This is a genomic window from Bacteroidota bacterium, assembly GCA_030706565.1.
Lineage (GTDB): Bacteria > Bacteroidota > Bacteroidia > Bacteroidales > JAUZOH01 > JAUZOH01.
In genome coordinates this window covers 1-4120 of record JAUZOH010000339.1, presented here as the reverse complement: position 1 = coordinate 4120, position 4120 = coordinate 1, and the positions used below count along the sequence as shown (strand labels likewise).

4 protein-coding genes and 2 tRNA genes are annotated in these 4120 nt (G+C 38.3%); 4 read left to right on the top strand and 2 right to left on the bottom strand.

Annotated features, from left to right (window positions below):
• Positions 1 to 3: 3 nt before the first annotated feature.
• Both Q8907_13685 and Q8907_13680 read left to right on the top strand, forming a co-directional pair.
• A complete protein-coding gene (locus Q8907_13685) occupies positions 4 to 177 on the top strand; it encodes a pantoate--beta-alanine ligase (protein MDP4275322.1) in 174 nt (57 codons plus the stop codon).
• Between the two features lie 12 nt (positions 178 to 189).
• A complete protein-coding gene (locus Q8907_13680; GenBank protein ID MDP4275321.1) occupies positions 190 to 543 on the top strand; it encodes an aspartate 1-decarboxylase in 354 nt (117 codons plus the stop codon).
• Between the two features lie 128 nt (positions 544 to 671).
• Here the strand turns inward: Q8907_13680 and Q8907_13675 are convergent.
• Together Q8907_13675 and Q8907_13670 are read right to left on the bottom strand one after the other, a co-directional pair.
• Positions 672 to 744: transfer RNA gene (locus Q8907_13675), tRNA-Gln, on the bottom strand.
• 91 nt (positions 745 to 835) lie between these two features.
• Positions 836 to 2551, bottom strand: coding sequence for a glutamine--tRNA ligase/YqeY domain fusion protein (locus Q8907_13670; protein ID MDP4275320.1), 1716 nt, complete (start codon positions 2549 to 2551; stop codon positions 836 to 838).
• A 289-nt stretch (positions 2552 to 2840) separates the two neighbouring features.
• On the opposite strand from Q8907_13670, the gene folB reads away from it, so the two are divergent.
• A complete protein-coding gene (gene folB / locus Q8907_13665; GenBank protein ID MDP4275319.1) occupies positions 2841 to 3203 on the top strand; it encodes a dihydroneopterin aldolase in 363 nt (120 codons plus the stop codon).
• A 40-nt stretch (positions 3204 to 3243) separates the two neighbouring features.
• Positions 3244 to 3317: transfer RNA gene (locus Q8907_13660), tRNA-Cys, on the top strand.
• Positions 3318 to 4120: the final 803 nt, after the last annotated feature.

The following is a 4120-nucleotide window of genomic DNA, read 5'->3' as shown; positions in this document are numbered from 1 at the left end:
TGGGTGATAGCACAGATCAATGCCAATCCTTTCCTGGAAGTTGAATATTTCGAAATCGTGGACGATGTCGAATTGATGCCTATAGCAGATTGGACAGAAAAGAAAAATAAAGTCGGTTGCATCGCCGTAAAGGTCGGAGCTATCCGTCTGATTGACAATATCAGGTTTAATTCGTAACTTTGTGTAATGATGAACATTGAAGTATTAAAATCAAAAATTCACAGGGTTACTGTGACCGATGCCAATCTCAATTATATTGGAAGCATCACTATTGATGAAGAATTGATGATTGCAGCCAATATTATTGAAAATGAGAAGGTTCAGGTGGTCAATTTATGCAATGGCGAAAGGTTGGAAACCTATGTGATTAAGGGCGGGAAAGGAAGCGGCAACATTTGCCTGAATGGTCCTGCAGCCAGAAAAGCTGCGGTTGGAGATGTGATCACCATCATGTCTTATGCCTCCATGGACTTTGAAGAGGCCAAATCCTTCAAACCTACAGTGATTTTCCCCGATACAGCTACCAATAAGATTGTAAAATAAGAAGATTCCCGGCTTTGCCATCTTGCCTTCGATTCCGTTCAGGCAATGTTGACGAAGTTGGTGAACCGCGATAAAGGAGTAAATAAAAAAGCCACCTACAGGTTAAAACTTGCAGATGGCTTTTTTTGTTGTCCTACCAGGGCTCGAACCTGGACTCTTCTGATCCAGAATCAGACGTGTTGCCAATTACACCATAGGACAATGCAGGCGCAAAAGTATAAAATATTATGATATTTCAAGCCCTTTTGCCAAAAAAATATCAAAAAACAGCGATTCTTTAAAAATCACCCTCTTATTTTTTCTTTTGTTCAATTTTTGCCCAGGTATCTTTCAGTCCTACAGTCCTGTTAAATACCAGACTATCTTCTTTAGTGTCTAAATCTAAGCTGAAATATCCCAAACGCTCAAATTGAAAATGATCGAGAGGTTTGGCATCCTTTAAAAAGGGTTCAACCTTACAGGATTTTAATACCTTCAATGAATCGGGATTGAGATAATCTTTAAAATCTTTACCTTCTTCAACATTATCAGGGTCTTCTTTGATGAATAACCTGTCGAACATCCTTACTTCGGCATCAAGGGCGTGTTCGGCAGAAACCCAGTGAATGGTGCCTTTTACTTTCCTGCCATCCGGAGATGAACCACCCTTTGTTGCAGGATCATACGTACAATGTACCTCTGTTACCTGGCCATTTTCATCTTTCTTAAATGAAACGCAGGTAATATAATATGAATAACGCAACCTCACTTCCCTTCCCGGAGAAAGACGGAAATATTTCTTGGGAGGATTTTCCATGAAGTCGTCCTGTTCTATGTAAATAACCTTTGAAAAAGGAACTTTGCGGCTCCCCATAGTTTCATCTTCAGGATTATTGATGGCATCAACCTCTTCGCTTTGGCCTTCGGGATAATTGTCGATGATTACCTTTAGGGGATTAAGCACAGCCATCACCCTTTGGGCTTTCTTATTCAAATCCTCACGCACGCTGAATTCAAGCAAAGATACATCAATGGTGTTATCACGTTTTGCAACGCCAATACGTTCTGCAAAATTACGGATAGATTCAGGCGTATACCCTCTTCTCCTAAGCCCGCAGATAGTCGGCATACGTGGATCGTCCCAGCCGTTGACATATTCGCCCTTAACCAGCTCCAGCAATTTCCTCTTGCTCATGACCGTATAGGTCAGGTTCAACCGGGCAAATTCAATTTGTTGAGGCGGGAAAATATTCAATTCCTTAACAAACCAATTATATAAAGGCCGGTGTATTTCAAATTCCAAGGTACATATAGAATGAGTAATATGCTCAATGGAATCGCTTTCCCCGTGCGCAAAATCATACATGGGATAGATGCACCACTTATTGCCTGTTCGATGATGTTCGGTATGAATGATACGGTACATGATGGGATCACGCATGTGCATGTTGGGCGATGACATGTCGATTTTTGCCCTCAAAGTCTTGGCTCCCTCAGGAAACTCGCCTGCACGCATACGTTCAAACAGATCCAGGTTTTCTTCAACCGGACGGTTCCTGTACGGGCTGTCTTTGCCGGGTTCGGTTACAATACCCCGATAGGTACTGATTTCTTCAGTATTCAAATCGCAGACATAGGCTTTCCCTGCTTTAATAAGCTGAATAGCATATTCGTACAACTGATCAAAATAATCGGAGGCATAATATTCCCTGTCTTCCCAGTCGAATCCCAGCCAGTGTATGTCTTCCTTGATGGATTCGACATATTCCACATCTTCCTTCACCGGATTGGTATCATCAAAACGAAGATTGCATTTGCCCCCGTATTTCTTGGCTAAACCGAAATTCAGGCAAATGGATTTAGCATGCCCTATATGAAGATAGCCATTCGGTTCCGGCGGGAAACGAGTATGAACAGTACCCCCGTTTTTATTGTTTTTTATATCCTCTTCAATGATGCTTTCAATAAAGTTGAGTGACTTATCTTCCTCCTCCAATTTATGGGGTCTGTTAAAATCGCTACCTTCCATAATACTCAATTTTTAAATTCCTGTTTAATTCCAATTACATATTGCAAAAATAGAATTTTTATCACATATTATACGGTAAAAATATAAAGATTGATTCATTAAATAATCCCCTTTAATTTTTATCATTTGTTTGATAAAATTTGTTTTTCCCAGTACAATATCAAAAAAATCATACCCTCATGTAAAAAAATCGTATAATTCTATTTTTACTTCCTGCTTTTAGGATTATCCGGAGTATGAAATTATAAATTAAAGTTTAAGTAAATTTGCAGCAACAAATAAAAAAGAGATGGGATTAATTCAACTTGAAGGAATGGAGTTTTACGCTTTTCACGGGTGTTTTAAAGAAGAGCGCATTGTAGGCAATCATTTTATGGTCAATGTGACCCTTGAAACCGATATGAGCACAGCTGCAAAAACAGATAATATAGAAGATGCCCTTAACTATCAAAAAGTATATGAAATAGTGAAATCCGAAATGGCGGTCAAATCCAAACTCCTTGAGAATGTGGCCAACAGGATCATAAATGCCCTTTATGATAAATTTCCTGCCATTGAAAAATGTAGTGTGAAAGTATCGAAAATCAACCCTCCCATTGGGGGAAAAATGGAAAAAGTAAGTATCTGCTTAACTCGTTGCGCTAAAAATTAGAAAATTAAAAAAACATTATTACCTTTGCAAGCACAAATTTGGTCTCTTGGCCGAGTGGTTAGGCAGCGGTCTGCAAAACCGCGTACGGCGGTTCGAATCCGCCAGTGACCTCCAGAAATAGCTCGTGAAAACGGGCTTTTTTTTTGCCCCCCTGATCCCTTTAATGGTGCCCCCAATTTGGGCTAAAGCCCAATAGAATTCTGAATACCTCGTCCCGTCAGCTAAAGTTGACGGCAATGAATGTCAAAATTGATGACAATGAAAAGCTGAAGCAGCCAGTAATGAAATATATTTTATTGATATTAACAAAAATGGCAGAAATCTTTTTCTTGCCAGTATCTCCTCCATTTCAGCTGAATCTGATGGAAATAATCTATTATATTAATTGATTCCAGCTGATTCCATATTTAGCCTTTTTTTTGGATCTCCTGAAAAAATATAAAATTCGATACGACGAGAAATACCTGTTTGAATAGATGGAATAATATACCCCCCTTCGGGATTGGCCAGAAAATATTTTAGTTTCTTCGTCCTATCAATCGAACCAATATGGAATTGAAAACTTGTTAATCATGTAAATCCTGTCTTTGCATTTAAATTTTGTCTTATTCACCGTATTTTGGACTTAACACCGAACTTGCCAGAATTCAATTATTTAAGTATATTTCGTACACTTAAATTTATCACGGATAAAATTTATCAGAAGTTGGCATAGCTGGCTTTTTAATCAGGAATTGATACTTTTACCCCGTCAAATGAATGATTTAGATCTGAAGACATTATTAAAACTGAAATCTAAAAAAAATTACAAAATGAGGCTACGTTATCTTTTATGCTGTATTATTTTTTTAATCTTTTGTCACCTCTCTTCTTTCGGAAGGGAAAAAATTAAAATCGATTTCGACTGGAAATTTATG